General features: G+C 66.8%; 20 protein-coding genes. 12 read left to right on the top strand and 8 right to left on the bottom strand.

Going from position 1 to position 25,621, the window contains the following annotated elements:
* Positions 1–58: 58 nt before the first annotated feature.
* On the bottom strand, positions 59–811 hold the full coding sequence (locus GLS40_RS12900; protein ID WP_160383142.1) for an SDR family NAD(P)-dependent oxidoreductase: 753 nt from the start codon (positions 809–811) through the stop codon (positions 59–61).
* 201 nt (positions 812–1,012) lie between these two features.
* On the opposite strand from GLS40_RS12900, the gene GLS40_RS12895 reads away from it, so the two are divergent.
* The 8 genes from GLS40_RS12895 (at position 1,013) to GLS40_RS12860 (ending at position 10,564) form a co-directional block, all read left to right on the top strand.
* Complete coding sequence (locus GLS40_RS12895) at positions 1,013–1,462, top strand: methyltransferase family protein (RefSeq protein WP_202076142.1); 450 nt, start codon at positions 1,013–1,015, stop codon at positions 1,460–1,462.
* A 127-nt stretch (positions 1,463–1,589) separates the two neighbouring features.
* The gene (locus GLS40_RS12890) at positions 1,590–3,164 is read left to right on the top strand and encodes a Re/Si-specific NAD(P)(+) transhydrogenase subunit alpha (protein WP_160383141.1); all 1,575 of its coding nucleotides are present in this window, start codon (positions 1,590–1,592) and stop codon (positions 3,162–3,164) included.
* Between the two features lie 13 nt (positions 3,165–3,177).
* Positions 3,178–4,611 (top strand): NAD(P)(+) transhydrogenase (Re/Si-specific) subunit beta, encoded by a 1,434-nt coding sequence (locus GLS40_RS12885; RefSeq protein WP_160383140.1) that lies wholly within the window; start codon positions 3,178–3,180, stop codon positions 4,609–4,611.
* A 496-nt stretch (positions 4,612–5,107) separates the two neighbouring features.
* Positions 5,108–6,028, top strand: a complete 921-nt coding sequence (locus GLS40_RS12880) for a LysR family transcriptional regulator (RefSeq protein ID WP_235905908.1) — start codon at positions 5,108–5,110, stop codon at positions 6,026–6,028.
* A 109-nt stretch (positions 6,029–6,137) separates the two neighbouring features.
* Positions 6,138–7,667: an amidase gene (locus tag GLS40_RS12875; protein ID WP_160383139.1), complete on the top strand. Its 1,530-nt coding sequence runs from the start codon at positions 6,138–6,140 to the stop codon at positions 7,665–7,667.
* A gap of 11 nt (positions 7,668–7,678) precedes the next feature.
* Positions 7,679–8,962 carry a TRAP transporter large permease gene (locus GLS40_RS12870; RefSeq protein ID WP_160383138.1) on the top strand — a complete coding sequence of 428 codons (1,284 nt, stop codon included), beginning with the start codon at positions 7,679–7,681 and terminating at the stop codon, positions 8,960–8,962.
* Between the two features lie 23 nt (positions 8,963–8,985).
* The gene (locus tag GLS40_RS12865; protein ID WP_160383137.1) at positions 8,986–9,960 is read left to right on the top strand and encodes a TRAP transporter substrate-binding protein; all 975 of its coding nucleotides are present in this window, start codon (positions 8,986–8,988) and stop codon (positions 9,958–9,960) included.
* 64 nt (positions 9,961–10,024) lie between these two features.
* On the top strand, positions 10,025–10,564 hold the full coding sequence (locus tag GLS40_RS12860; protein ID WP_160383136.1) for a TRAP transporter small permease: 540 nt from the start codon (positions 10,025–10,027) through the stop codon (positions 10,562–10,564).
* A gap of 296 nt (positions 10,565–10,860) precedes the next feature.
* On the opposite strand, the gene GLS40_RS12855 is transcribed toward GLS40_RS12860, so the two are convergent.
* The 4 genes from GLS40_RS12855 to GLS40_RS12840 form a co-directional block, all read right to left on the bottom strand.
* Positions 10,861–11,922 carry a YeeE/YedE thiosulfate transporter family protein gene (locus GLS40_RS12855; protein ID WP_160383135.1) on the bottom strand — a complete coding sequence of 354 codons (1,062 nt, stop codon included), beginning with the start codon at positions 11,920–11,922 and terminating at the stop codon, positions 10,861–10,863.
* A gap of 220 nt (positions 11,923–12,142) precedes the next feature.
* Positions 12,143–13,105 (bottom strand): ABC transporter permease, encoded by a 963-nt coding sequence (locus tag GLS40_RS12850; protein WP_160383134.1) that lies wholly within the window; start codon positions 13,103–13,105, stop codon positions 12,143–12,145.
* The gene (locus GLS40_RS12845) at positions 13,098–14,105 is read right to left on the bottom strand and encodes an ABC transporter permease (RefSeq protein ID WP_160383133.1); all 1,008 of its coding nucleotides are present in this window, start codon (positions 14,103–14,105) and stop codon (positions 13,098–13,100) included. Before GLS40_RS12845 ends, GLS40_RS12850 begins: the two co-directional genes overlap by 8 nt.
* 118 nt (positions 14,106–14,223) lie before the next feature.
* Positions 14,224–15,933, bottom strand: a complete 1,710-nt coding sequence (locus GLS40_RS12840) for a peptide ABC transporter substrate-binding protein (protein ID WP_160383132.1) — start codon at positions 15,931–15,933, stop codon at positions 14,224–14,226.
* Positions 15,934–16,202: 269 nt separating this feature from the next.
* Between GLS40_RS12840 and GLS40_RS12835 the strand changes: the two genes are divergently transcribed.
* The 4 genes from GLS40_RS12835 to GLS40_RS12820 all read left to right on the top strand — a co-directional run bounded on the left by GLS40_RS12835 (position 16,203) and on the right by GLS40_RS12820 (position 21,846).
* Positions 16,203–18,023, top strand: coding sequence for an ABC transporter ATP-binding protein (locus GLS40_RS12835; protein WP_160383131.1), 1,821 nt, complete (start codon positions 16,203–16,205; stop codon positions 18,021–18,023).
* A 301-nt stretch (positions 18,024–18,324) separates the two neighbouring features.
* Positions 18,325–19,488 (top strand): acetylornithine deacetylase, encoded by a 1,164-nt coding sequence (gene argE, locus GLS40_RS12830; RefSeq protein ID WP_160383130.1) that lies wholly within the window; start codon positions 18,325–18,327, stop codon positions 19,486–19,488.
* 3 nt (positions 19,489–19,491) lie between these two features.
* Entirely contained in the window at positions 19,492–20,658 is a 1,167-nt protein-coding gene (locus GLS40_RS12825; RefSeq protein ID WP_160383129.1) for a M20 aminoacylase family protein, read from the top strand.
* Positions 20,659–20,682: 24 nt separating this feature from the next.
* Complete coding sequence (locus GLS40_RS12820) at positions 20,683–21,846, top strand: M20 aminoacylase family protein (RefSeq protein WP_160383128.1); 1,164 nt, start codon at positions 20,683–20,685, stop codon at positions 21,844–21,846.
* 284 nt (positions 21,847–22,130) lie between these two features.
* Here the strand turns inward: GLS40_RS12820 and GLS40_RS12815 are convergent, their stop codons facing one another.
* The 3 genes from GLS40_RS12815 to moaA are packed head-to-tail and all read right to left on the bottom strand — an operon-like array spanning position 22,131 to position 25,560.
* Entirely contained in the window at positions 22,131–23,189 is a 1,059-nt protein-coding gene (locus tag GLS40_RS12815) for a glycosyltransferase family 4 protein (protein ID WP_160383127.1), read from the bottom strand.
* A 59-nt stretch (positions 23,190–23,248) separates the two neighbouring features.
* On the bottom strand, positions 23,249–24,553 hold the full coding sequence (locus GLS40_RS12810) for a 3-deoxy-D-manno-octulosonic acid transferase (RefSeq protein ID WP_160383126.1): 1,305 nt from the start codon (positions 24,551–24,553) through the stop codon (positions 23,249–23,251).
* Positions 24,553–25,560 carry a GTP 3',8-cyclase MoaA gene (gene moaA / locus GLS40_RS12805; RefSeq protein ID WP_160383125.1) on the bottom strand — a complete coding sequence of 336 codons (1,008 nt, stop codon included), beginning with the start codon at positions 25,558–25,560 and terminating at the stop codon, positions 24,553–24,555. Before moaA ends, GLS40_RS12810 begins: the two co-directional genes overlap by 1 nt.
* Positions 25,561–25,621 lie beyond the last annotated feature (61 nt).

The following is a 25,621-nucleotide window of genomic DNA, read 5'->3' as shown; positions in this document are numbered from 1 at the left end:
GGGTCAGATCACCCCCTCGGGCAAGGCACAGCCGCGGCGGCTGGCGGCAAGGCCGCTTTCAGACCTGGCCGCCGGCGATGGCGATCTCGGTGCCGTTCACGCTCTCGCAGGCCGGATTGCAGAGCCAGAGCGCGGCGGCGGCAACCTCCTCGGGCGCGATCAGCCGCTTGTGGCGGTTGGCGCTGATCATGATGTCGCGCGCCTCTTGCTGCGAAACGCCGGCGCGTTGCGAGATGCTGTCGGTGTTGCGGGTCACGATCGGTGTGTCGACATAGCCCGGGCAGATCGTGTTGAAGGTATAGGGCGCGCCCATGAAATCCTCGGCAAAGGACCGGATCATGCCGATCACCCCGTGTTTGGAGGCGGCATAGGCCCCGGCACCGGCCGATCCGCGCAGCCCGGCGATGGAGGAGACGGCGATGACCCGCCCCCAGTCGGTGGTGATCATCGACTGCAGGCTTTCGCGCACGGTGTAGAAACAGCCGTCGAGGTTGGTGGCCATGATCTTGCGCCAGAATTCCGATGAGGTCTTGTGCAGCTTGCGCCCCTCGGCGATTCCGGCATTGGCGACGCAGATCTGCACAGGGCCGCGGACCTCGACCGCCCGGGCGGTGACATCGCGGATCATCGCCTCGTCCGTCACGTCCATGACCAGCGGGTGCATCCCCGGTTCCGCCACGTCCTTGAGCACATCCATCCGGCGCCCGGTGATCGTCACCTCGGCCCCCTGCGCGACAAGCGCCCGCGCGATGGCCAGCCCGATCCCCGTGCCGCCACCCGTGACGATGGCGTGTTTTCCCTTGAGATACATCCCGTCCTCCTCTGGCTTCGGGCCAGCTTAGCCGAGGGGGCGAGGGGGCAAGGGCGCCCTTACAGCGGCGCGGCGCGGCGTGTTGGCGCGCCTTGGCAACCCCCTGCAACACTTGGCGGAATCGGGATGCGCGGGAAAATGTTCCAATGCGGCAACAGGCCTATTGGCGCGGCCCCGAACCGGGCATATAGCGGTGGCATGATGAAGTGGATCGACATGCCCCCGGTGTGGCTCGCCAGCTTCCTGGCACTGGCCTGGGCGCAGAAAAGATGGCTGCCCTCGGGGCTGGACCTGGGCGAGGCATGGCCGGCCTTCCTGGGCGGGCTGCTGGTGGGCGGGGGCGTCCTGCTGCTGGCCCTGGCCGCGATGGAGATCCGGCGCCACCGCACCACGATCATCCCGCGGCGGGAGGCCTCGGCCCTGGTGACCACGGGCATCTACCGCCGCTCGCGCAATCCGATCTACCTGGGCGACACGATGATCCTGCTGGGCATGATCTGCTACTGGGAGGCGATCCTGTCGCTTGCCCTGGTGCCGGTTTTTGTCTGGAGCATCGAGATGCGGTTCATTGTGCCCGAGGAAGATCATTTGCGCCGCAAGTTTCGCATGGATTTCGCACGCTACTGCCAGAATACCCGTCGATGGGTTTGACTCGACACGACAGAACGTGCATCCCCTTTCGTAACCTCGCGCAACAATATTGCGCGTAAATTGATTTATCGCGGGCCGGCATCAGTCGACGCGCGAATGAATGGTGGTCAGAAGGGAGACTCCAAGAGTGAAGATCGGAACGCCAAAAGAAGTGTTCGAGGGCGAGGCGCGCGTCGCCATGACGCCGGACTCGGCGCTGCAGTTGCAGAAGCTGGGACACGAATGCTTCGTGGAAACCGGCGCGGGTGAAAAGGCGGGATTCACCGATGCCGCCTATGAGAAGGCCGGCGTGACCGTCCTGCCCACGGCCGAGGCCCTCTGGTCAGAGGTCGACGTGATCGCCAAGGTCCGTCCGCCGTCGGATGCCGAAGCAGGCATGCTGACCGCCGACAAGACGTTGATCTCGTTCTTCTATCCCGCCTCCAACGAGGCGTTGATGGAGCTGTGCAAATCCAAGGGTGCCTCTGTCATCGCGATGGACATGGTGCCCCGCATCAGCCGCGCGCAGAAGATGGACGCACTGTCGTCGATGGCCAATATCGCGGGCTACCGCGCGGTGATCGAGGCGGGCAACAACTTTGGCCGGTTCTTCACCGGCCAGGTGACCGCCGCGGGCAAGGTGCCCCCGGCCAAGGTGCTGATCGTCGGCGCCGGCGTGGCGGGTCTTGCCGCCATCGGCACCTCGACCTCGCTGGGTGCGATCACCTATGCCTTCGACGTGCGCCCGGAAGTGGCCGAGCAGATCGAGTCGATGGGGGCCGAATTCGTCTACCTCGATTTCGAGGAAAAGGCCGCGGACGGTGCTGCCACCGGCGGCTATGCCGCGCCCTCCAGCCCCGAATTCCAGGCCAAGCAGCTTGAGAAATTCCGCGAGCTGGCGCCCGATATCGACATCGTCATCACCACCGCCCTGATCCCGAACCGGCCCGCGCCGGTGCTCTGGACCAAGGACATGGTCGAGATGATGAAGCCCGGTTCGGTCATCGTCGACCTGGCGGCCGAGCGTGGCGGGAACTGCGAACTGACGGTTCCGGACGAAAAGCTGGTGACGGAAAACGGCGTGACCATCGTGGGTTACACCGATTTCCCCAGCCGGATGGCGACCCAGTCCTCGACGCTCTATTCGACCAATATCCGCCACATGATGACGGATCTGACGCCCGGGAAGGACGGCGTCGTCAACCACAACATGGAAGACGACGTGATCCGCGGCGCAACGGTGGCCCACAAGGGCGAGATCACCTGGCCGCCGCCACCGCCGAAGGTCGCCGCCATCGCGGCGCAGAAGCCCAAGGAAAAACCCAAGGAGCTGACGGCGGAAGAGAAACGCGCGGCCGAGGTCGCCGCGTTCAAGAAGCAGACGCGCAGCCAGGTCACCCTGCTGGCCGTCGGCGCGGTGATTCTGCTGGCCATCGGCCTGGTGGCGCCCGCCAGCTTCATGCAGCACTTCATCGTCTTCGTGCTGTCGGTCTTCATCGGCTTCCAGGTGATCTGGAATGTGTCGCATTCGCTGCACACGCCGCTGATGGCCGTGACCAACGCGATCTCGTCGATCATCATCCTGGGCGCGCTGATGCAGATCGGCTCGGGTTCGTTCCTGGTGATCCTGCTGGCGGCGCTGTCCGTCTTCATGGCCGGGATCAACATCTTCGGCGGCTTCCTCGTGACGCGGCGCATGCTCGCCATGTTCCAGAAATCGTAAGGAGCGGGTGACAATGGAATTCGGATTCACCACGGCGGCCTATGTGGTTGCGGCCGTCCTCTTCATCCTCTCGCTCGGCGGCCTTTCGGGGCAGGAGAGCGCGAAACGCGCGGTCTGGTACGGCATCACCGGCATGGCGCTGGCGGTCTGCGCCACGCTCATCGGCCCCGGGTCGGGCCTGTGGCTGCTGTCGCTGCTGCTGATCGCGGGCGGCGGTGCCATCGGCTATGTGGTCGCGCAGCGTGTCCAGATGACCGAGATGCCGCAGCTTGTCGCCGCGATGCACTCGCTGGTCGGCCTGGCGGCGGTCTTTGTCGGCTATAACGCGCATTTCGAGCTGAGCCGCGTGCTGGCCATGGACCCGGCCGAACGCGAGGCGCTGCACGGCTTTGCCGAGCTGCTGGCGCACAAGACAAGCGTCGAGCAGTCGATCCTGCGGGTCGAGCTGTTCCTGGGCATCTTCATCGGGGCCGTGACCTTCACCGGCTCGGTGATCGCCTACGGCAAGCTGGCGGGCAAGGTCAGCTCGGCGGCGACCAAGCTGCCGGGCGGGCATGTCTTGAACGCCGCGGCCGCGGCGCTCTCGGTCCTCTGCCTGATCTGGTACTTCGGCTCGGGCGGGTTCCTGCCGCTGTTCCTGATGACGCTCTTCGCGCTGTTCATCGGCTATCACCTGATCATGGGGATCGGCGGGGCGGACATGCCTGTCGTGGTGTCGATGCTCAACTCGTATTCGGGCTGGGCGGCGGCGGCCATCGGCTTCAGCCTCGGCAACGATCTGCTGATCGTGGTCGGCGCGCTGGTGGGCTCTTCGGGCGCGATCCTGTCCTACATCATGTGCAAGGCGATGAACCGGTCCTTCGTGTCGGTCATCCTGGGCGGCTTCGGCGGCTCGGCGGGCCCCGCGATGGAGGTCGAGGGCGAGCAGATCGCAATCGACGCCGACGGCGTGGCCACCGCGCTGGACGAGGCGGATTCGGTCATCATCATCCCGGGCTACGGCATGGCCGTGGCGCAGGCGCAGCAGTCGGTGTCCGAGCTGACCAAGCGGCTGCGGGCCAAGGGCAAAGAGGTGCGTTTTGCCATCCACCCGGTGGCGGGCCGTCTGCCCGGGCACATGAACGTGCTGCTGGCCGAGGCCAAGGTGCCCTATGACATCGTGCTGGAGATGGACGAGATCAACGAGGACTTCCCGGATACGGACGTCGTCATCGTCATCGGCTCGAACGACATCGTGAACCCGGCGGCGCAGGACGACCCGAACTCTCCCATCGCCGGGATGCCGGTGCTGGAGTGCTGGAAGGCCAAGCAGGTCTTTGTCTCCAAGCGGGGGCAGGGCACCGGCTACTCGGGTATCGAGAACCCGCTGTTCTTCAAGGACAACACCCGGATGTTCTATGGCGATGCGAAGAAGTCGCTGGACGAGCTTCTGACCAAGATCAGCTGAACAGGCGGGGGCGGAGATCGCCCCCCGCCCCTTGCCCCGGTCGGGCAGAGGGGGCGACATCGGAACGGGCGGCTCTGCGGGGCCGCCCGTTTCCGTCCGGACCTGCGGCGGCTGGCCTGTCGGCGTTGACTGTTCGCACGAATGGGATACCAAGGGCCGCCGGCCTGACCCGCTCTCAGGCGTCGGGGACCGGCTGCACCCCGCAGCGATCTCTGCGTCACCTGTCCGCTTGCAGGTGAATGCCCCTGGTCTTCGACCGCTCTTGTCACCTGTCCCCGCCGACACCGGACCACCCAACCGTCGACCAAAATCCCCGTGGCCAAGACGCATCCCAGGGCCGCGAGGCGGGGCCATTGCGATCCCCCGCCGCGTGGCGCCCCCGCTCAACCGGGCTGCAATCCAGTTGAACTCGCCCCCGCAAGCGGCATAGTTGCACGGTCTTGGTCAGTGGAAAGCGGTCATGCCGAACTTGCAGCGCGGGACTCTCACAAGGCAGTTGACGCTTCGCCATCTGCGCGTGATCCACGGGCTGGCCGAACACCGCCTTGTCGCGCGGGTGTCGGCGGCCCTGAACGTCACGCAGCCTGCCGTGTCCAAACAGATTGCAGAGCTGGAAGAGATCGTCGGCACCCCGATCATCCGGCGCGAACGCAACCGCCTGCACCTGACCCCGGTGGGGCTGAGGCTGGCAGAGCACGCGCGTCAGGTGCTCAACCAGCTTGACCGGGCCGAATTCGACCTGCAGGCGATGGCCAGCGGCGTCGCGGGCACCGTGAATATCGGCGTTGTCAGCTCTGTCGCGCCCATCGTTCTGCCCAAGGCGATCAGCCTGTTCAAGAACGCGGCGCCAAATGCGAGTCTGGCCATCACCGAGGGGCATTTCGTCTCTCTCTTTCCGCGGCTGGAGGCGGGGCAGCTCGACCTGCTGATTGCCCGGATCTGGCAGCCGGGCGACCTGGAGGGGATCGACCAGACGGTCCTGCTCAGGGAACCGCTGGTCATCGTGGCCGGGCGGGGCCATCCGCTGGCGGCGATGGAGCGGATCACCTGGAAGGAGGCGGTGCGCTGGCCCTGGATCCGGCCGCAGCCGGATTCGGTGGCCCGCCGGGCCGGCGATGCGCTCTTTGCCGAGTGCGGGGTCACGCCGCCGGGCAATACGATCTCGTCCCTGTCCCTGGCGCTCAACCTCGAACTGTTCCAGGAACTGCCGGTCCTGGGCATGTACCCGCAGAGCCTGGCCAAGGTCCATGTCGCCCGGGGCGAGCTGGTGGTGCTGCCGCTTGAAACCGGCGATTTCCTGTCCGAGGCGCGGTGTTTCTGGAAAACCGGCGCTCTGCAGGACAACAGCGCCTTCGCGCTGTTCATGAATTGCCTGATGCAGACCTCGCAACCCGGTAAAACCATTCCGTTTGGTTAAGGTTTCTGGCGAAAAACTCACTGTTTTTGCCGAAATCCCCATCATACCTTGAGCAAAGTTTCTGGGAGGAGCTGGCGCTCGCGGATCGTGACGGCCAGTCGGAGAGAATATGGACGACGCGAAAACCGTTGGGCTGCCCGCCCGGCAGGTCCTTGCCGCCTTTGCGCGGGGGGAGCTGACCCCAAGCGCCTATCTGGAGGCCTGCCTGTCGCGTATTTCGCGTGTGAACCCCTTCATCAACGCGCTGACCGCTTTTGACACCGAACGCGCCGTGGCCGAGGCCGCGCAGGCCGGTGCACGCTGGCGCGCCGGGTCGCCGCGCGGCCCGCTCGACGGGCTGCCGCTTGGGGTCAAGGATCTGCAGGATACCGCCGGTCTGCTGACCACGCATGGCAGCCCCCGGGCCAAGGCGAACCTGCCGGCCAGCGACCTGCCCATGGTGGCCCGTCTGCGTGCGGCCGGTGCCATCGTTCTGGCCAAGACCAATGTGCCCGAGCTTGGGGCAGGCGGAAACACCCGCAACCCGGTCTGGGGCGCGACCGGCAATCCGTTCAACCCGGCGCTGACCGTCGGCGGCTCCTCGGGCGGATCGGCCGCGGCGCTGGCCGCTGATCTGCTGCCGATCTGCACCGGATCGGACACGGGCGGATCCCTGCGCCTGCCCGCCGCGATCTGCGGTATCGTCGGCTACCGCCCGTCGGTCGACGTGGTGGCCCATCCGACCCGGCCGCTCGGCTGGTCGGGGATTTCGGTCCTCGGGCCGATGGCGCGCGATGTCGATGATCTGATCCTGATGCTGCGCTCCGTGCACTGGGCGCATCGCAACGACCCGCTGTCTGTATCCTACCCCGCCGACAGGTTCGACAACCTGGCGGACAGGCCGCTGCATGGGCTTCGCCTGGGCTATTGCGAGGATTTCGGCGGCGCGCCGGTCGATCCGGATATCCGCGCGACCTTCCTCAAACGCATCGAAAAGATCGCCCCTAAGGTCGCGGAGTGCCGCCCGGTCGACATGAGCCTCGGCGCGATGGACCGGGTGTTCGACATCCTGCGCGCCGAAGGCTTCCTGACGGCCTTTGACGGCCCGGTGCGCGAGACACCCGACCTGTTCGGCCCGACGATCCACGCCAATGTCGACCTGGGCCGGACCTTCACCCTGGCAGACCGGGGCTGGGCCCATGCCGAACAGACCCGCATCCTGCGGGCCTTCAACGCGCGGATGCAGGGGCTGGACGCGATCCTTCTGCCAACCGTGCCGGTCACGCCGTTCCCCTGGAGCGAACCCCATGTCGCGCAGATCGACGGCACGGAGATGGATATCTATTACCGCTGGCTGGCGCTGACCTATCGCGGATCGCTGTCGGGCGGCCCCGCGATCACGCTGCCCGCCGGGCGGGACGGGGCGGGCATGCCCTTCGGGCTGCAGATGCTGGGCGCTCTCAGGGGCGATGACGAACTGCTGGCCGTGGCCCGCACGATGGAGGCCTTTCTGGAACAGGACCCCGAAACCGCCCGCCCGCGTCCCGACCTGTCGCGGTTGCGCGCCGTGACGCCGGATCTTCGGTCGATCGTGACGCATCCGCCCGTTCTTCATCCACCACGGCCGGGCGCTGACCCGACCGTGCGCACCGCCGTCTGAGGTCCCCGACCATGTGGTTTCTCCCCGCTCTCTTCCTGCTGCTGCTGATCAGCGGCACGGCCTTCGCCTATCTCATGGGGGCGGTGTCGGTCTTTGCCTTCATCATGGCGGGCAAGGCGCAGTTCCTGTCGGTGATGCCGCAGCGCATCTTTGCGCAGCTCGACGTCTTTGCCTTCATGGCGATGCCGCTGTTCATCCTGACGGCCGAGATCATGACGCGGGCCGGGGTGACGCGCAGCCTGATAGATTTCGCCCTGTCCATCGTCGGACGCATGCGCGGCGGGCTGGGGCATGTGAACATCCTGACATCGGTCTTCTTCGCCGGGATTTCCGGCTCGGCCATCGCCGACAGCGCCGCCCTGTCGCGCACCTTCGTCCCCGAGATGGAGGCGCGCGGATACGATCGATACTATGCGGGCGCGATCACCGCCGCCTCGTCCATGATCGGGCCGATCATCCCGCCGTCGATCATCATGATCATCTACGGCGGGCTGACGGGGGCCTCTGTCGCCGCGCTCTTCGCCGCAGGGGTCGTTCCCGGTGTGCTTCTGGCCGTGGCGCTCATGGTGCTGAACGCGGTGATCGCCCGGATCCGCAATCATCCCGGCGGTGCCTCGCCCGACCTGCCGAAGTTCTGGCCCAGCCTGCTGCGCGCGGCCCCCGCGTTGCTGCTGCCCGTGGTGATCCTGGGCAGCCTTGTGCTGGGCCTTGCGACCCCAACCGAAGGCTCGGCCGTCGCGGTCCTTTTCGCGTTGATCGCCGGGCAGTTCTACACCGGGCTGAACCGCAGGATGATCCTCGATGCGCTGGAAGCGACCGCACGGCTGACCGGCACGATCTTCATCATCCTCGCGGCGATTTCGATCCTCGGCTTCCTTGCCGGTCAGCTGGGGTGGAGCGAGGCGCTGGCCGGCTGGGTTGCGAGCTTTGGCCTGACGGGCACGAAGTACCTGTTCTTCCTTGTCGGCATCTTCCTGATCGCGGGCATGTTCATGGACACCCCGGTGGCGCTGACGCTGCTGATCCCGCTCTTCGCGCCGCAGGCGGTGGAGCAGGGGATCAACCCGACACATCTGGGGATCGTGCTGTGCTTCAACCTCTGCGTCGGGCTGATCACGCCCCCGCTCGGCAAATGCCTCGTCGTCGTGTCGGCGCTGACCAACCTCAACTACTGGCGGCTGGCCTATACCGCGCTGCCCTTCGTGGCGGTGCAGGTCGCGCTGCTCTTCTCGCTCGCCTACTGGCCGGAACTCTGCCTCTGGCTGCCGCGCCTGGCGGGCTTTTCCGTCGATTAAGACCCACCAAGGGAGGACTGATAGTGAAACTGAAACAAATCGCGCTGGCTGCGCTCATGGCCACCGCCTCGGCCGCCTCGGCCGAAGTGAAGATCGCGCTGGACAGCGCGCCCGAACTCGAGAATTCGGGCACCTATAACTGGGTGCAAGGCTTCAAGGGCGTTCTGGAAGACGCCGGGATGGATGTGCGCGAGATGCCGCGCGACTCCGTCGGCAACGAGGCCGAGAAATTCGACCAGCTCTCCACCGGTCTGCTTGAACTGTCGCTTTCGGACGTGCGTGCCATCGCCCAGGTCGATCCGTTCATCTACGGCCTGCGCCTGCCGTATATCTTCGACGACTCCGCCCACATGCAGCGCGCATTGGCCGAGGGCAAAATCTTCGACCGGGTGAACGAAGCCGTCGCCGGTCAGGATGTCATGCTGCTGGCCATCGTGCCGATCGGCCCGTCCTCGGGCATCATCACGACCGATGCGGCCGTGCGCACCCCCGAAGACATGGCCGACCTGCGGATGCGGGCGCTGGATGACGCGCAGATCGCGATGTACAAGGCCTGGGGCACCACCGGGACCATCGTGCCCTGGGGCGAAGTGCCCGCGGGCCTGCAGACCGGCGTGATCGACGGCTACCTGAATTCGCCCTTCATCCCGATTGCCTTTGGCCAGACCGATTTCGTCAAGAACTTCTCGGACTCGCGGACGATCATCCCGATCCGGGCCGTGATCGTGTCGAAGATGTGGTACGATGGCCTGTCGGAGGACCAGCGCCAAGTGGTCAACGACGGTGTGGCCGCGGGCAACGCGGCGGCCCAGGCCTGGCTCGACAAGGTCTCCAGCGCGGCGCTCACGGCGCTGGAGGACAAGGGCGTGACCGTGCAGCGCCTGACGGACGAGGAACGCGGCGCGTTCCGCAAGCTGTCGCAGCAAGTCTATGACTCCGGCCTGATGCCGTCCGAAGACGTCAAGGTCTGGACCGATCTGTCCAGCGCCACCCGCTGAACCACCGGGGGGCGCCGCATCCGGCGCCCTCACCCCTCTCCCCCAGATCCGACGAGGATAGCCGGTGTCCAATTTGATCATGGCCCTGAGCAACGGACTTCACCGCACCGCCCGCAGCGTTGCCATCTTCGCCGTGGCGGGCATGTTCGTCACGGTGATGGTTCAGGTCGTCGCGCGCTACATCTTCTCGTCCCCGCCGATCTGGACCGAGGACGTGGCCCGTTACATGATGGTCTGGACCGGGCTTCTGGGCACGACGCTGTCCTTCAAGACCCGCTCTGACGCGATCCTGATGCAGAGCGTCTTTCCCCCGCGTCCCTCTGTCCTGGGGCTGATTGCCGAGGCGATCCGCTCGGCCGCGGTGCTGAGCTTCATCCTGCCGGTCATCTGGTTTTCCTTCATGGGGCTGCGCGGCGGACTGGCCAAAGGCTACCTGGGCCGCCAGTCGGGCCTGACGGCCGACACCCTGGGGATCGCCATGATCTGGATCGCCGTGGTCGTGCCGATTGCCATGATCATCATCCTGATCCACCTCGCCGCGCAATGGGCGGAAGACCCGGCCGCACAGCGTGACGCATCGCCCGCCGAGGGCGGGCTGGACTGACGGGCGTTGGACACCCCGCGCTTCGCAAGCGCGGCGGTCCCGCGCAGGGAGCCGAGCCTGGGCGAGACTGTCGCCCGGGGGGAGGGGGTCCGGTCAGAGCGCTGTTTGCAGTGCCCCCGACGCGGGACGCGGCGGTATGGAGAGGCATCGCCCGCGGTATCCAGGGACAGTTCCATTGACCACGGTGGAGGGGGCGCTGCCCCCGCCCGCGCTGCGCGCGGACTCCCCCGGAGTATTTTGGACGAGATGAAGGATCGGGGCAGGCGAAGAGGCCGGCGGTGGTCGCGGGGCCGGGTCTATTCGGCCGGCTGTGCGGCGTGGCGGCTGTCCGGGGCGGCGCGCGGGGCGAGGAGGGCGTCGGCCAGCTTGGCGCCGGCCGCGATGGAGGCCAGCGCGATCAGCGCGGCGAGGCCCAGCGTCGGGACCCCGGCGAGGCCCGCGCCGATGGTGCAGCCCCCGGCCAGCACGCCGCCAAGGCCCATCATCGCGGCACCGGCGAGGTAGCGGCCGGTCTGGCGCGGGCTTTCGAAGCTCTGCCAGCGGAAGGTGCCGAAGATCAGCGCCGCCGCCAGCGCACCCGCCAGCACGCCGCCCACCAGCCCGGTGCCGAAGCCCGCGGGCACGGCGGTGGAGGCGACGGTCCAGAACAGCGTCTCGGTCATCGGTGCGATGAAGGACAGGCTTTCCAGCGTGATCGGGTCGAACTCGTCGTAAAGGACATAGCCCGTGCCGACCCAGCCCAGCGGGACCAGCAGCCCCAGCAGGGCGGCCATGACCAGCGTGCCGGGGCGGTTGCCCGAACGGACCACCAGCGCCAGGGCCGAGATGACCAGCACGGCGGTCCAGACCACGCTGCCGCCCGGCCAGTTGGCAAGCGAGCCGGCGCTGCCCAGGTCGAACGTGACCGAGGCGAGGGCGGTGCGCAGCGGGGCCAGCACGCCCTTGAGCGTGGCATGGGCGACAATGGCGAAGACCACGATCACCAGTGCCGCGCGCAGGTTGCCCCCGGCGGCCAGCACGCTGAGGCGCGAGATGCAGCCGCGCGTCAGCACCATGCCCGCGCCGAACAGCGCGCCTCCGCCCAGCAGGGCCAGGATCGGCAGGCTGGCCGTGGTGTAGCGGTGCCCTTCGAAATCCAGTACCCCCGCCCAGGTGGCGGCCTGGGTGCCCAGGACGGCGACCGCGAGGGCCAGCATCCAGACGCCGGTCGCCTGCCGCCGGTCCTCGCCCACCAGGGCGCGGCGGAAGCAGAAGGCCGTGCGCTCGGCCAGCAGGCCGAAGACGGCGCCCAGGACGAGGGCCAGGATGACGCTGGCGGCGCGGGGGGTGAGGGTCTCGAACCCGAAAGACTCGAACATCGTGCGGACTCCATGCGCGATCGGTACCAGCCCATTACAAAGCCGGGCGGGCACAGTTCAAGAGATGCGCAGGTGTGAATACCTGTTTCCGCCGGAACGTTTTTCCGGCTGCCTTGCCAGGGGGCGGACAGTCGTCCAATTGGGCGGTGGCGGGCGGAAAGCGGTGATGTCCCGGCCGCGCGGGGGCCGGGACAGGTGCCTTATTTTCAGGCGGGGCGGCTCAACGGCCCCGGATGCGGGGATCGAGCGCGTCGCGCAGCCCGTCGCCGAGATAGTTCACCGAGAGCACCGAGAGCGAGATCGCGATCCCGGGCAGCATCACCCGCTCGGGGTTCTGCTGCATGTAGTCGACCGCGTCGAACAGCAGGCGGCCCCAGGTCGGGAAGTCGGGCGGGAAGCCCAGGCCGAGGAAGGACAGCGCGCTTTCGGTGATGATCGCATTGGCGATGCCCAGGGTGGCCGAGACCACGATGGGCGAGACCACGTTGGGCAGGATGTGCCGCAGGATCATCTTGAACGGCGTTGTCCCGATCGAACGGGCGGCGAGAACGAATTCCCGCTCCTTCAGCGCCAGCACGTCGCCGCGCACGATACGCGCGGTCGGCATCCACGAGGTGATGCCGATGGCCACCACCATCAGGATGAAGATCCCCGTCTCGGGCCCGAAGTTCTTGGACAGCATGTCGCGGAACAGCATGACCATGACCAGCAGCAGGGGCAGCAGGGGCAGGGCCAGGAACAGGTCCGTCAGGCGCATCAGCGGCCCGTCGATGCGGCGGAAATAGCCCGCCAGCACCCCGACAAGCGAGCCGAGGAACAGCGCCAGCAGCATCGCGGTGACACCCACCGCGACCGAGACCTGCCCGCCCGCCATCATCCGGGCCATCATGTCGCGGCCCAGCTGGTCGGTCCCGAAGGGATGCGCCAGGCTGGGGCCCTGGTTGCGGGCGCGGATGTCGATATAGGACGGGTCGATCTGCCAGAGCAGCGGGCCGAGGAAGACGCCGGCCAGGATCAGGATGAAGACCACCGCGCCGGCCATCGCGCCCTTGTGGTGGGTGAACTGGCTCCAGACATCGGCCCACTGGCTGCGGGGCGGCGCGGTCGGCACCGGCGCGGCCAGCACCGCGGCGGCCGGTGTCGTGGCGGGGGTCTGGTCTTCGGGAGAGTTCGGCTCAGTCATAACGGATCCGCGGGTCGAGGAGGCCATAGAGGACATCCGCGATCAGGTTGAAGAGGACGATGAGCACCGCGAAGATGAAGGTCAGCGTCTGCACCATCGGGATGTCGTTGGCCTGGATGGCGGTGATCAGCAGCTGGCCGATGCCGTTCACCTTGAACACCTGCTCGGTGATGATCGCGCCGCCAAAAATCTGCGGCACGCCAAGCGCGATGACGGTGACCACCGGGATCATCGAGTTGCGCAGCACATGCACCAGAACGACAACACGTTCGTTCAGGCCCTTGGCACGGGCGGTGCGCACATAGTCCTGGTTGAGGTTGTCCAGCATCGAGGCGCGCATGAACCGGCTGAGCTGCGCGGTGATCTGCAGCGCCAGCACCATCACCGGCATGATCATCTGCCTGAGCTGGACCATGAAGGTTTCCCAGTCATAGACCTTGTGGGTGGTGTCGTAGATCGATGGCAGCCAGCCCAGGTTGACCGCAAAGATCACGATCACCAGCACGCCGGAAAAGAACGGCGGCACCGAGAAGCCGACCATCGACACGAAGGTGCCGACATTGTCGAAGATCGAATACTGGCGATAGGCCGAATAGATGCCGATCGGCAGGGCGATGACGATGGCCACCAGATAGGCGGTGCCCACGACCCACAGGGTCTGCGGCATGCGCTGGATGACGATGTCCATCACCGGCGAGCGGGTCTGCCAGGACAGCACGCGCGAATCGCCGGCCGAGAAATGGGTGTTGAAGATGCTGTCGATCAGCACCTGCGGTTCGATCCAGAAGAACTGGACCAGCCATTTCCAGAAACGGATGGGCAGCGGCTCTCCCAGTCCCAGGGACTGGCGGATCTGCTCGCGCACCTCGGGCGGGATCGTCAGCGGCAGCTGTGCCGTGGGATCGCCGGGCGCCAGGTCGAGCAGCAAGAAGATCACCAGCGCGATGAAGAGCAGCGTCGGAATCGAAAGGAGAAGCCGTCGGAAAAAGTAGGTCAGCATACAGGCGGCCTGCTTTCTTTGGAGAGCGGAGGAATGTGCATATCGGAGGAGTGCCGGGCGCGCCGCGCCGCAGAAGGGGCAGGGGGGCGGTACGAAGCCGCCCCCCTGCGTTGCCTGATCACTTGATCCGGTACCAGTCAGCGATGTTCCACAGTTCGCTGTCCCAGTCGTTCATCAGAACGCCGCCCAGCGAATTGGCGTGGGCCGACTGACCGCCACGGTAGACGAGCGGAATGATCGAATAGCTCTGCATGATCATGTCGTTCATCTGCTTGGCCAGATCGGCACGCTTGTCCAGTTCCGCGGTCCGCGACATTTCGGTCACGAGCTCGTCATAGGCCGGGTCGCAGAAGCGCTGGATGTTGGCGCCCTGCCACTGCGACTTGGGCGTCGGGATGTCCGAGCAGCGCCAGTTCGCCATATAGGCCTCGGGGTCCACGCCGGAGAAGTTGTTGGTGTACATCTCGATGTCGGCATAGAACTTCTGGAAGGTATCCGGCGAGGACGGGTCACCGCCGAAGAAGACCGAAGCGTCGATGTTGCGCAGCTCGGTTTCGACACCCAGCTCGGACCACCACTGCTTGATCAGCGCCTGAGCGTCCTGACGCACGGCGTTGGTCGAGGTCTGGTAGAGAACGGACAGGCGCATGCCGTCCTTGGTGCGGATGCCGTCGCCGCCGGGAACCCAGCCGGCGTCATCCAGCAGCTTCTTGGCGCCTTCGATATCCTGCGTCATGCAGTCGTCGTTGGCGGTCGAGGCATAGGCCTCGGGCCCGGGCAGCACGTTGCAGGTCACCTTGCCCGCGCGGCCATAGCCGATGTCCACCAGCAGCTGGCGGTCGATGGCCATCGACAGCGCCTTGCCGACCATCGGATCGGTCAGGAACGGGTGCTTGTTCTCGCCGTTCATGAAGACCGACCGCTTGTCCGGGCCGAGCGCCGAGTCGGGGTTGGTCTGGTTCAGGTGCAGACGCTCGACCGAGGTCGCGAAGGCCACGACGACCTCGCCCTTGCCGGCGGCTGCCATCTTGTCCAGCACTTCAGGCGCAAGCTGCAGGTTCCAGGCGTAGTCGAATTCGCCGGTTTCCAGAACCGAACGCGCCGCCGAGGCCGCGTCGCCGCCGCCCTTGAAGGTGATGCTCGCGAAGGCCGGCTTGCTGGCATCGCGGTAGTTCTCGTTGGCCGAGAGGGTGATCACGTCGTTCGGCTTGAACTCGTCCACCACGAAGGGGCCGGTCCCGATCGGGCCGAAGTTGGCGTCGGTGCATTCCGGGGCGCTGGCGCCCAGGCAGTCCTTGAACTGCGCTTCCTGGATGATCGGCGATTCCGACCCCACGAAGGCGGTGTAGGGGAAGGGCTTGGGCTCCTTGAACTTGACCACGACCGTCATGGGATCGGGGGCCTCGACCGCTTCGACACCGTCGAAATAGGACACCTGCGCGCAGCCGCTGTCGGGGTGGGTGCAGTATTTCCAGGTGAAAACGGCGTCCGACGCGGTGAAGTCCGAGCCGTCCGACCATTTCACGCCCTCAGAGAGCTTGTAGGTGATCGACTTCAGATCCTCGGCCACGCCGCCGTTTTCGACGGTGGGGATCTCGTCGATCAGCATCGGCACCATCTCGCCCTTCTCGTTGAAGCGGATGAGCGGTTCGATGATCATCGAGGAGCTTTCGACTTCCTTGGTGCCGCCCGACAGGAACGGGTTCAGCGTGGAAGGCGCTTGCCAGTAGATGATGTTGAGCTGCCCGTCTTCGCCGCGTTCGGCGAATGCAGCGGGCGCGAATGCGAGCGAAGCCGCAGCGCCCAGCAATAGGGTTCTAACCTTCATGTCTTACTCCTTGTTGGTCCGACACGGGGCCTTCTTTCGGGCCCGCGCCGCTGGTACAGGACGTTCGTCCGTGGAAGGCACCCTGCACCGGACGTCCCCGGAGGGTCAGCGAGACCCTCCCCACGGTTGCGACTCATCGAAAACGGGATCCGATTAAATTGCAAGCCTCCGTCGGGGCTGACGCAGAGAGAACTGCTTGGCCCGTTTGACATTTCGGGGATGCTGTCTGTAGCGTCAGCACATTCTTCAAGCAGGACGGACCACCGCGTATGCTGGACCACCCCATCGCCCGTATCGAAAATCTTCGCGTGGAATTCGAAACCCGCGGCGGAAACGTCGTGGGGGTTGAGGATGTCAGCTTCTCCATCAACCCGGGCGAGACTGTCGCCGTGGTGGGGGAATCGGGGTCCGGCAAGTCCGTCTCGTCCCTGTCGCTGATGCGGCTGGTGGAATTCGGCGGCGGCAAGATCACCGGCGGGCACCTGCTGTTCGACCGGGTCAAGGGCGGCGAGCTGGATATTGCCAGTGCCGATCAGGACCTGATGCGCACGATCCGCGGCAACGAAATCGGCATGATCTTTCAAGAGCCTATGACCGCGCTGAACCCCGTTTTCACCGTCGGCCGCCAGCTGACCGAGGGCCTGCGCGTGCACAAGGGCATGAGCAAGGACCAGGCCTATGCCCGCGCGCTGGAGCTGCTGAAACAGGTGCGCATCCCCGAACCGGAGCGGCGGCTGAAGCAGTTCCCGCACGAGCTTTCGGGCGGCATGCGCCAGCGCGTGGTGATCGCGATGGCCCTGGCCTGCGAGCCGCGCCTGCTGATCGCGGACGAGCCGACCACCGCGCTTGACGTGACGATCCAGGCCGAGATCCTGGCCCTGATCGACCGCCTGAAACGGGAAACCGGCACGGCGGTGATGTTCATCACCCATGACATGGCGGTCGTGGCGCAGATGGCGGACCGCGTTGTCGTCATGTACCGCGGCAACAAGGTCGAAGAGGGGACAGTTCAGGAGATCTTCGACTCACCCAAGCACGATTACACCAAGGCCCTGCTGGCCGCGGTGCCCAAGCTGGGCGAGATGACCGGCAAGGCCTATCCCGAACCGATGCGCCTGCTGGGCGTGGACGCGGACGAGGTCAAGCCGATCGTCGGATCCGAGGACGATCTGCTGGTGGTCAAGCACCTGACCACGCGATTCCCGGTCAAGGGCGGGTTCTTCCGCCGTACGGTGGCGAACGTTCACGCGGTCGAGGATGTGTCCTTCACCATCAAGAAGGGCCAGACCCTCAGCCTGGTGGGCGAATCCGGCTGCGGCAAATCTTCGGCCGGGCGCTCGCTGCTGCGCCTGGTCGAACCGAAGTCGGGGCATATCTACCTCGACGGCAAGGACATCATGGCGCTGGATCAGGGCGGGCTGCGCAAGGCCCGGCTGGACATGCAGATGGTGTTCCAGGATCCCTTTGCCAGCCTCAATCCGCAGATGCAGCTGGCCGACCAGGTGGCCGAGCCGATGTGGAACTACGGCACCAAGAAGGGGGCCGATCTGCAAAAGGCCGTGGAGCGCCTGTTCGACCGGGTGGAGCTGCCGCGCAGCTTCCTGCGCCGCTTTCCGCATGAGCTGTCGGGCGGCCAGCGCCAGCGCGTGGCCATTGCCCGCGCCCTGGCCCTGAACCCCAAGCTGATCGTCGCGGACGAGGCGGTGTCGGCGCTGGACGTGTCGGTGCAGGCGCAGGTTCTGAACCTGATGATGGAACTGCAGGCCGATCTGGGCCTGTCCTTCCTGTTCATCAGCCACGACATGGCGGTTGTCGAACGGGTCAGCCATCACGTGGGTGTGATGTACCTGGGCCGCATCGTCGAGATGGGCAGCCGCCGCGCGGTGTTCGAAAACCCGCAGCACCCCTATACCCAGGCCCTGATGAAGGCCGTGCCCGTCGCCGATCCGGCCCGCCGTAAGGGCGAGCACGAATTGAATTTCAAGCCGATTCCCTCGCCCATCCACCCGGTGGACTACGAACCGGCGATGTCGGAATATCGCAAGGTGGCCGACGACCATATCGTCCTGACCACGGACAGCGGTTACTGATCGGACCTTTTCCTATGCCGGCCCCTGTGGACGTCACGCTTGTATTCCTGTCCGATGCGATGACTCTGACCGGAACACGCCGCGACCGGCGGGACCGGCCGTCGGCCCGTGCCCCTGGCCGGCGGACGGACATCGCGCCCGGCCCGCTGCATCCGGCCGCCGACGACATGACATTCGACCTTCCCCACCGGGCCCCGGCCAAGGGCCGCCACCGGCGCGGGTGTTCCGAAACGCCGGCCCCGCGCCGGCATCTGCAATCGGCCGTCTCTGACGCGCCGGAAACCACGAAAGAAGCCCGACGATGAGCACCCGCCTCACGCCCTACGAGATCATGGAGAAGCTCGTCTCCTTCCCCACGGTCAGCCGCGACACCAACCTTCCGCTGATCGACTGGGTCGAGGACTACCTGACCTCGCACGGTGTCGAGGTGTTCCGCCACCTGCACCCCGACGAACCCAAGGCGGGCCTGTGGTGCCACGCCGGGCCGATGGTCGAGGGCGCGGTGGTGCTGTCGGGCCATACCGATGTGGTGCCGGTCGACGGGCAGGACTGGTCCAGCGACCCCTTCACCGTCACCGAACGCGACGGCCGCTATTACGGCCGCGGCTGCTGCGACATGAAGGGTTTCGACGCGCTGGCGATCTGGGCGATGGTCGAGGCGGCCAATTCCGACATCAAGCGCCCCCTGCAGCTGGCCCTGACCTATGACGAGGAAATCGGCCTTGCCGGGGCCGAACCGCTGCTGAGCGACGCCAAGGACAAGTTTCCCAAGGGCGAACTGGCGATCATCGGCGAGCCGTCGACCATGCAGGTGGTCACCGGCCACAAGTCGGGCCTGGCCTATTACGTGCATTTCATCGGCTACGAGGTACATTCCTCGATGTCGCATATCGGTGTCTCGGCGATCCACGAGGCGGCCAAGATGATCGTCTGGGCCAACGAGATGAACGCCCTGGGCATGGCCAAGCAGCCCGAGGGCGTGGATGCCATGTTCAACCCGCCCTGGACCAATGTGCATGTCGGCATGATCGAGGGCGGCACCGCGCATAACATCACCGCCAAGGACTGCAATTTCGTCATCGGTTTCCGCTGCGTGCCCGGCGATCCGCATGAGCTCTGGGCCGAGCGTTTCAAGGCCGAGGTCGCCCGCATCGAGGCCGAGATGAAGGCCATCCGCCCCGAGGCCCGGATCGAGTACACCACCCGGTTCGACGGCCCCGGCCTGACCCCGGAAACCGACGGCGCCGCCGAGCGCTTCACCCGGATGCTGACCGGCGACAACGGCAGCCATGTGGTGTCCTACGGGACCGAGGCCGGGTATTTCCAGAACCACGGATATTCGTCCGTGGTCTGCGGCCCCGGCGACATCGCGCAGGCCCACCAGCCGGACGAGTTCATCGAGATTTCCCAGTTCAACGCGGGCCACGACTTCATGCGCCGCGTGCTGGAGCACCTGAAAGGATAAGCCATGCCCGTGCGCAACCGTATTGCCGAGATGCAGGCCGAGATCGCCGAATGGCGGCAGGATTTCCACCGCCACCCCGAAATCCTCTACGAGGTGCACCGCACCGCCTCGGTGGTGGCCGAGAAGCTGCGCGCCTTTGGCTGCGACGAGGTGGTCGAGGGGATCGGCCGCACCGGCGTCGTCGGTGTCATCAAGGGCAAGTCCGACACCAGCGGCCGGGTGCTGGGCCTGCGCGCCGACATGGACGCCCTGCCGATCCACGAGGCGACGGGGCTCGATTACAAATCCGAAACCGACGGCGCGATGCATGCCTGTGGCCATGACGGCCATACCGCGATCCTGCTGGGCGCGGCGAAATACCTGGCCGAGACGCGGAATTTCGACGGCACTGCCGTGGTGATCTTTCAACCGGCCGAGGAAGGCGGGGCAGGGGCGCTGGCCATGTGCCAGGACGGGCTGATGGACCGGTTCGCCATCCAGGAGGTCTATGGCCTGCACAACATGCCCGGTCTGCCGGTGGGTGAATTCGCCATTGCCTCCGGCGGCGTTCTGGCCGCCTGCGACGAGATCACCGTGACGATCAAGGGCAAGGGCGGCCATGCCGCGCAGCCGCACAAGGCGATCGACCCGGTGCTTGCGGCCTCCAACGTGGTGCAGGCGCTGCAATCCGTGGCCTCGCGCAATGTCGACCCCACCGGGCAGATCGTCGTCTCGGTCTGCACCTTCCGCACGGTGACCGAGGCCTATAACGTGATCCCGGAAACCGTGCTGCTGAAGGGCACGGTCCGCACGCTGGATCCGGCGGTGCGCGAACTGGCCGCCGAGCGGGTGCCCGCGATCATCCACCACACTGCGCAGATCTACGGTGCCACCGCCGAGGTGGAGTACAAGCGCGGCTACCCGATCACGCTGAACGCCGAGGAGAACACCGACTATGCCGCAGACGCGGCCGAGGTCGTCTCGGGCCCGCTGGACCGGAACACGCCCCCGCATCTGGGCGGCGAGGATTTCGCCTATATGCTGGAAGAGCGCCCCGGCGCCTATATCTTCCTCGGCAACGGGGACAGCGCGCCGCTGCACCATCCGGAATACAACTTTGACGATGCCGCGATTCCCGCCGGCTGCAGCTGGTTCGCCGAGATGGTCGAACGCCGCATGCCCGCCGCCTGAGCCGCGCCAGGAAAGGACCCAGAAATGCCTGTCAAGAACCGCTTTGCCGAACTCCAGGCCGAGATCACCGAATGGCGCCGAGATCTGCACGAGAACCCCGAAATCCTGTTCGACGTGCACCGCACCGCCGGCGTGGTCGAGGAAAAGCTCAAATCCTTCGGCTGTGACGAGGTGGTCACCGGCATCGGGCGTACCGGCGTGGTGGCCGTGATCAAGGGCAAGTCCGATACCTCGGGCAAGGTGATCGGGCTGCGCGCCGACATGGACGCGCTGCCGATCCTCGAAGCGACCGGGCTCGACTATGCCTCGAAAACCAAGGGCGCGATGCATGCCTGCGGCCATGACGGCCACACCGCCATGCTGCTCGGCGCCGCCAAGTACCTGTCCGAGACGCGGAATTTCGACGGCACCGTCGTGGTGATCTTTCAGCCCGCCGAAGAGGGCGGCGGCGGCGGCAAGTTCATGTGCCAGGACGGCATGATGGACCGGTTCGGCATCCAGGAGGTCTATGGCATGCACAACTGGCCCGGCATGCCGCTTGGCCAGTTCGCGATCCGGCCCGGCCCCTTCTTTGCCGCAACCGACCAGTTCGAGATCACCGTGAACGGCAGGGGTGGCCACGCCGCGCAACCGCAGAAGACGGTGGACCCGACGGTCATGGCCTCGCATCTGGTGCTGGCGCTGCAATCCATCGCCTCGCGCAATGCCGACCCGATCGAGCAGATCGTCGTCTCGGTCACCTCCTTTGTCACGGCAAGCCAGGCGTTCAACGTGATCCCGCCCTCGGTCACCCTGCGCGGCACCATCCGCACCCTGACGCCCGGGATGCGCAAGCTGGCCGAGGACCGGCTGAAGGCCATCGCCACCTCGACCTGTCTGGCCTATGGCGGCGAGGCCGATGTGAATTTCCTGCCCGGCTATCCGGCGATGGTGAATTCCGAGGCCCAGACCGAATTCGCGGCCGAGGTCGCGGCGGCGGTCGCGGGCAGCTGCGACGTGGCCGATATCACCATGGGCGGCGAGGATTTCGCCTATATGCTGGAAGAACGTCCCGGCGCCTATATCCTGGTGGGCAACGGCGACAGCGCCCCGGTCCATACGCCGCAGTATAATTTCGACGACGAGGCGATCCCGGCAGGCTGTTCCTGGTGGGCCGAGATCGTCGAACGCCGGATGCCCGCCGCCTGAGTCGCGCGGCCTGCCGCATGCCCGCGGCCTGATCCGTACGGCCGGGTAGGGCGGGAAGCCGGATGCCCTGCCGCGACCCTCTCCCCCGGGACAGGGTCGGGGCGAGCGGGTTCGTCGCGGCTTTTCTGTACGCTCGTGTATGGTCTATGCGGACTCCGGTCGACATGCCCCGGTTGGGTTTAGGTTCTGCTCAGGCGCCGAGCGCCCGGCACCGGCTCGCACAGCGCAGCACCCGATGCGTGCCTTTGCGACGGATGCAATGGCCGTCCTTCCGCAAGCTGCCGTCAGCCGTCCTGCCCCAGCAGTTCGCGGTAGAGCGCCACAAGCGCCGCCGCCTCGTCCTCGATCCGGAAATGCGCCAGCACATGGCTGCGCGCCGCGGCGCCCATACGCGCCAGCTCGGCGGGGTTGTCCAGCAGCGCCCCGGCGCCCTCGACCATCGCCGCGATATCCTCGGCCGGGATCAGGCGGCCGGTCTCGCCATCGGCCACCAGCTCTTCGAAGGCGCCGACCCGGGTCGCCAGCACCGGCACGCCGCAGGACATCGCCTCCAGCGGGGTCAGGCCGAACCCCTCCCATCGCTGCGGCGCGACGTAGAGGTCCAGCGCGCGGTACCAGTCGGACATCTGCCAGACCGCCACCTCGGGCAGGAAACGGATGCGGTCCTCCAGCCCGGCCTCGGCGACGCGCGCCTGCAGACCGGCCTCGAAGGCCTGGTGCTTCTCGGTCGCGCGGCCCATCACCAGCGCCACCACGCCGGAGCGCGTGGCCAGCAGGCGGATCATCGCATCGACAAAATCGCCGGTGCCCTTCTGTTCGCGGATCCGCCCGTAACAGCCGACCAGCAGCGCGTCCTGCGGCAGGCCCAGCAAGCGCCGCTGCGCGGATTTGTCGATGGCGGGCACGAAGCCCTCGGTGTCGATCCCGTGGTGGATCACGGTCGAGCTGCGGTCGAGGTAACCCGCCGTGCGCGCCGAGGTCGACACCACCGCATCCATCTGCGCGATCAGCCACTTGGTGAACCCGGTGTGATGGCGCTGCGAGGCCGAGGTGAACAGCAGCTTGAGCCGCTTGCCCAATACCCGCTTCAGCGCGATGCCCGCCAGCATCTCGACATTGCGGCGGGCGTGCCAGACGCGGGCCCCCGAGGGACCGCTGCGCGACATGAAGGGCAGGGCGGCGAGGGGCACCTGCGGCACGACGGGCGGCATCTCGGGCGCGGCGGCGGCGATGGCGATCTGCTGCGCCTGCAACGGGACCAGGCGCACCACGGTCGAGGTCACGCCGGACAGGCGCCGCTTGAAGTTCGGCGCGATCACGTCGATGCGGGCGATATCTTCCATGGTGTCCTCTGCAACAGGCCAGCCGAGGTCTATCCTCCGCAAGGCGGATCGGGAAGGGCTCAGTCCAGCAGGGTGTCGAGTACGGAACGCGCCAGCCCGTCCAGCCGTTCCTCCTGCGCCGTCGCCAGCCGCTCTGCGCGTCGGCCGATATCCGCCATGCGGCCCGGGTCGTCCAGCAGGTCGGCCAGCGCCCGGCCGAGCGCGGCGCCGTCGCGCACCTCCAGCGCCGCGCCGCGATCGTCGAAATCCGCATAGGCCTGGGCAAAGTTCGCGTGGTTCGGCCCGTGCAGCACCGCCGCCCCGGCCCGCGCGGGTTCGTAGAGGTTGTGCCCGCCCTGCATCCCGAAGCTCGCGCCCAGGAACAGCACCGGGGCCAGGGCGTACCACAGCCCCATCTCGCCCATCGTGTCGGCGACATAGACCTCGGCCCCGCCGGGATCCTCGCCCGCGCCGCGCCGGCGGGTGGTCAGGCCCTGGATACGGGCCATGGCGGCGACCTCCTCGCCCCGCTCGGGGTGGCGGGGGGCCAGGATCAGGCGCAGGCCCGGGTGACGGGCCCGGGCGGCGGCATGGGCGCTGAGCACCGCGTCCTCCTCGCCCGGGTGGGTCGAGGCGGCCAGCCACAGCGGCCCGTCCGCGTATTCGCGGTGCATCTCCTTCAGCATCGCCGCGTCCACCGGCAGGGGCGCCGACATCGCCTTGAGGTTCGGCCCCTGCGCCAGCATCGTGGTATCGGCACCCAGGGCGCGCAGCCCCTCGGCCGTGGTCTGATCCTGCGTGCGGATCAGCGAGAAATGCCGCAGCAGCCAGCGCGCCGTATCCGGGAACTTGGCCCAGTTGCGCAGCGAGCCGCGCGACATCCGCGCATTCAGCAGCGCCAGGGGCGCGCCCGAGGCATGCGCCTCGGCCACCATCTGGGGCCAGAGCTCGCTTTCGATCAGCACCACCGCATCGGGCCGCCAATGCGCCAGGAACCGCCGCAGGGCCGGCGCGGTATCGAGCGGCGCGAACTGATGCAGGCAGCCCTCGGGCATCCGCCGCGCCATCACCTGGGCCGAGGTGCCGGTGCCCGTGGTGATCAGCGCCGAGATTTCGGGACGCAACGCCAGGATCCGCCCGATCAGCGCCAGCGCCGAGACGCTTTCGCCCACGCTGGCCGCGTGAAACCAGATCAGCCTGCCCGCGGGCCGGGCCAGGGTGGCATGGCCCATACGTTCGGGAATGCGATCCGCCGGGGTGCCCTGCCGCGCCAGCTTGTGGCGCACGCGGGAATAGGCCAGCGGCGCGATGGCGCGGGCGACAAGCCGGTAGAATCGGTAGAACGGCGGCGGCGGGCCGGGATCGGGCCGCAGGGCGGCGGACATCAGCCGCCCGTGTGGCTCATATGGCGCGAGACCTGGCCATCGGCCCGCTGGCGGGAATAGTCGAAATCGTGCCCCTTGGGCTTGTGCGCGATCGCGTTGCGGATCGCCTCGCGCAGGGGCGCGTCATCGCCCGGATGATTGCGCAGGGCGGGGCGCAGGTCGGCCATGTCCTCCTGCCCCAGGCACATGTAAAGCTGCCCGGTGCAGGTCATCCGCACCCGGTTGCAGCTTTCGCAGAAGTTATGCGTCAGCGGTGTGATGAAGCCGATCTTCTGCCCGGTTTCCTCGACCCGCACATAGCGCGCCGGGCCGCCGGTCCGTTCCGGCAGGTCGGTCAGGGTGTAGCGGGTGGCCATCTGGGCGCGCAGGTCGTTCAGCGACCAGTACTGGCCGACGCGATCCTCGTTGCCCAGGTCGCCCATCGGCATGACCTCGATCCAGGTCAGGTCCATGCCGCGCGCGGCGCAGAATTCGGCCAGGGTGAACAGCTCGTCCTCGTTGAACCCCTTCAGCGCCACGGCGTTCAGCTTGACGCTGAGGCCCGCGGCCTGTGCGGCATCCAGCCCCTTCAACACCTGCTCCAGCCGGCCCCAGCGGGTGACACGGGCGAATTTCTCGTCATCCAGCGTGTCGAGAGAGACATTCACCCGCCGCACCCCGGCGGCGTAAAGCTGATCGGCGAACCGCGCCAGCTGCGAGCCATTGGTCGTCAGCGTCAGCTCGTCCAGCGCGCCCGAGTCGAGGTGGCGCGTCATCCCCTCGAAGAAGGTCATGATATCGCGCCGCACCAGCGGCTCGCCCCCGGTGATCCTGAGCTTGCGCACCCCCAGCCCGACAAAGGCGCTGCACATGCGGTCGAGCTCTTCCAGGGTCAGCAATTCCTTCTTGGGAAGGAAGGTCATATGCTCGGCCATGCAGTAGACGCAGCGGAAGTCGCAGCGGTCGGTGACCGAGACTCGCAGGTATGAAATCGGCCGGGCGAAGGGATCTATGAGCGGAGCTTCCATGCCGCGAACCTATGCCTCGGCGGGGATCCGGGCAAGAGGCGGTTGTGCAATTGATGCTTAG

Source organism: Pseudooceanicola pacificus (assembly GCF_009789075.1).
Taxonomy (GTDB): domain Bacteria; phylum Pseudomonadota; class Alphaproteobacteria; order Rhodobacterales; family Rhodobacteraceae; genus Pseudooceanicola; species Pseudooceanicola pacificus.
This window is presented reverse-complemented; position numbering and strand designations above follow the sequence as displayed.

Bases quoted from the DNA above. Each gene is read 5' to 3' on its own strand.
- GLS40_RS12900 (WP_160383142.1), bottom strand. From the start codon at position 811: ATGTATCTCAAGGGAAAACACGCCATCGTCACGGGTGGCGGCACGGGG.
- GLS40_RS12895 (WP_202076142.1), top strand. From the start codon at position 1,013: ATGAAGTGGATCGACATGCCCCCGGTGTGGCTCGCCAGCTTCCTGGCA.
- GLS40_RS12885 (WP_160383140.1), top strand. From the start codon at position 3,178: ATGGAATTCGGATTCACCACGGCGGCCTATGTGGTTGCGGCCGTCCTC.
- GLS40_RS12875 (WP_160383139.1), top strand. From the start codon at position 6,138: ATGGACGACGCGAAAACCGTTGGGCTGCCCGCCCGGCAGGTCCTTGCC.
- GLS40_RS12870 (WP_160383138.1), top strand. From the start codon at position 7,679: ATGTGGTTTCTCCCCGCTCTCTTCCTGCTGCTGCTGATCAGCGGCACG.
- GLS40_RS12855 (WP_160383135.1), bottom strand. From the start codon at position 11,922: ATGTTCGAGTCTTTCGGGTTCGAGACCCTCACCCCCCGCGCCGCCAGC.
- GLS40_RS12850 (WP_160383134.1), bottom strand. From the start codon at position 13,105: ATGACTGAGCCGAACTCTCCCGAAGACCAGACCCCCGCCACGACACCG.
- GLS40_RS12845 (WP_160383133.1), bottom strand. From the start codon at position 14,105: ATGCTGACCTACTTTTTCCGACGGCTTCTCCTTTCGATTCCGACGCTG.
- GLS40_RS12840 (WP_160383132.1), bottom strand. From the start codon at position 15,933: ATGAAGGTTAGAACCCTATTGCTGGGCGCTGCGGCTTCGCTCGCATTC.
- GLS40_RS12835 (WP_160383131.1), top strand. From the start codon at position 16,203: ATGCTGGACCACCCCATCGCCCGTATCGAAAATCTTCGCGTGGAATTC.
- argE (WP_160383130.1), top strand. From the start codon at position 18,325: ATGAGCACCCGCCTCACGCCCTACGAGATCATGGAGAAGCTCGTCTCC.
- GLS40_RS12825 (WP_160383129.1), top strand. From the start codon at position 19,492: ATGCCCGTGCGCAACCGTATTGCCGAGATGCAGGCCGAGATCGCCGAA.
- GLS40_RS12820 (WP_160383128.1), top strand. From the start codon at position 20,683: ATGCCTGTCAAGAACCGCTTTGCCGAACTCCAGGCCGAGATCACCGAA.
- GLS40_RS12815 (WP_160383127.1), bottom strand. From the start codon at position 23,189: ATGGAAGATATCGCCCGCATCGACGTGATCGCGCCGAACTTCAAGCGG.
- GLS40_RS12810 (WP_160383126.1), bottom strand. From the start codon at position 24,553: ATGTCCGCCGCCCTGCGGCCCGATCCCGGCCCGCCGCCGCCGTTCTAC.
- moaA (WP_160383125.1), bottom strand. From the start codon at position 25,560: ATGGAAGCTCCGCTCATAGATCCCTTCGCCCGGCCGATTTCATACCTG.